General features: G+C 76.5%; 2 protein-coding genes. Both read right to left on the reverse strand.

Annotated elements, in window-relative coordinates:
* Positions 1-105 precede the first annotated feature (105 nt).
* On the reverse strand, positions 106-642 hold the full coding sequence (locus ACFRQN_RS40630; RefSeq protein ID WP_049651396.1) for a hypothetical protein: 537 nt from the start codon (positions 640-642) through the stop codon (positions 106-108).
* Between the two features lie 106 nt (positions 643-748).
* Positions 749-1963 carry a serine hydrolase domain-containing protein gene (locus ACFRQN_RS40635; RefSeq protein ID WP_380745664.1) on the reverse strand — a complete coding sequence of 405 codons (1215 nt, stop codon included), beginning with the start codon at positions 1961-1963 and terminating at the stop codon, positions 749-751.
* Between the last annotated feature and the right edge of the window lie 118 nt (positions 1964-2081).

Here is a 2081-nt window from a genome sequence, read left to right on the forward strand (position 1 = left end):
CGCCGGCGCCGAGAACCCCCCCCCCCACTGCCCCCCCCGCCGCGGACGCGCGGTACGCGGGCGGGGCCGACTCCCCGCCCACGGCGGCCCGCCCGCGGCCGGGCGTCAACGGGCCGGAGCGGCGGCGGGGCGACGGCGGCGGTGGTAGGCCCAGGCCAGGGCGAGGGTGATCGGGCCCCAGAACATCGCCGTCGAGGTGCAGACCCGCCCCAGGAGCAGCCACCAGCCGTTGCTGTAGCCGACCTCCTCGAACACCCCCAGCCAGCCGAGCGGCATCCCGTCGAACAGGGCCGCCAGGACCAGCCCGCCGAGCACCGCCGGGACGACCGCCGCGAGCGGCGGCACCCGGCGGCCCCGCAGCACGGGCACCCAGCGCGGGAACACCTCGCCCCAACCGCTGACCAGCCCCAGGGTCAGGAGCGTCAGCGCCTCGGTGAGCACGCTCAGACCGATCACGTACGGGGCGGCCCACCAGACGTAGGCCGGGGCCTGCGGGTCGACGGTGCCCATCCGGAAGTCGAACGCGAACGGCAGCCGCCACAGGCAGTGCGGCAGCACGATGAACGGGAGGGCCTTGGCGAGCCGCAGGGCCCACCGGGGAACGGGGCGCTCGGTGTCGCCCACCGGGATGGTCTTCAGCATGCGTCCACGCTCCCGGACACCGCCCCCGCCGCACGTCCACCGCTCGGCCCGTCCCCCTCCCCCGCGCGAGCCAGCCAGCCGTCCGCCCAAGGTCGGAGACGGGCCGTCAGCTGATGGACCCCAACCCGAAGGCGGACTTCAGCAGCCCGAGGGCGTACGGGGTCTCGGTGCCCTTCAGCGTGGTCGGGTCGACCGAGTACACGACCGTGCGGGAGAGGTCGCGGGTGGCGAAGACGCCGCTGGTGGAACCGGGCCGGGAGCCGGTCTTGCCCCAGGCCACGACGCCGCCGGAGGCGAGGCGCACGAGGCCCATGCTCAGGCACGCCGTGTCGTCCGGGCAGTAGCGGTTGCCCGGGGCGACGGGCACCTCCGGGACGGTGAACAGCTCCTCCTGCTGGGCCGGCGGAAGGAGGCGGCCCCGGAACAGGGCGGTCATGAAGCGGTCCAGGTCGGGGGCGCTGGAGATCATGCCGCCCTCGGCCCAGGGCCACGGGCTCTGCTCGGTGACGTCCACGCGGTGCGAGCCGCCGTCGGAGTCGGGGACGGTCAGGTACGGGCGGGTCGCGGGGCGCCGCAGCGCCGGGTCGTCGGCGTCCGGGAGGGAGGTGTCGTGCAGGCCGAGCGGGCCGATGATCCGACGGCGCAGCTCGTCGGTGTAGCGGTGGCCGGTGACCTTCTCGACGACCAGCCCGGCGACGAAGGTGTTCATGCCGTTGTACTGCTGGGCGGTGCCGGGGTCGAAGGCCAACGACTGCCCGGCCGTCGAGGCGACGATCTCCTCGGGGGTGGGCGCGTCGAGCCGGTGCTCGGCGAACCAGCCGGTGGTGCCGTCGCCCCAGTACGTGTTGTCGCCGGTGGGCAGTCCGCTGGTGTGGTTGAGCAGCTGCCCGACCGTGACCGCCCCGAACTGGGCGGGGAGGTCCGGGAGGTACCGCCGGACGCTGCCGTCGAGGTCGATCCGGCCCTCGGCGGCGAGTTGGAGGACGACGGTGGCGGTGAAGACCTTCGAGATCGACCCGATCCGGAACCGGCCGCGCGGGTCCACGGCCGCCCCGCCCTCCGCCGAGCTGCCCTCGAACCTCCCGGCGGAGCCGGTGACCCGCACGAACCCGGCGGAGACGTCGGCGGCGGGCCGCTGGGCGAGGGCGGCCCGGAGCGCCGCCGGGTCGAGCGGCGACAGCGCGGACGGGCTCGCCGTCGTCGCCGACACGGTGGAGGTGGTGGCGAGGGCGGGCGTGCCCGCCCCGACCGTCAGCGCGGCCGCCAGGGCGGCGGAGGCGGCCACGACGGCCCAACGGTTGCGGTTCGTGTGCGCGTTCACGTGCGGTCCGGCTCCAGACTGGTCGTGGGGGGGGGGGGGGGGGGGGCCGGCCGCCGCCCGGAGGTACGGCACCCGCCCGCCCCGGGGCGAGAGGGGGGGGGGGGCCCGCCCCCCCGCC

This window comes from Kitasatospora sp. NPDC056800, from assembly GCF_042789775.1.
Classification (GTDB): Bacteria; Actinomycetota; Actinomycetes; order Streptomycetales; family Streptomycetaceae; genus Kitasatospora.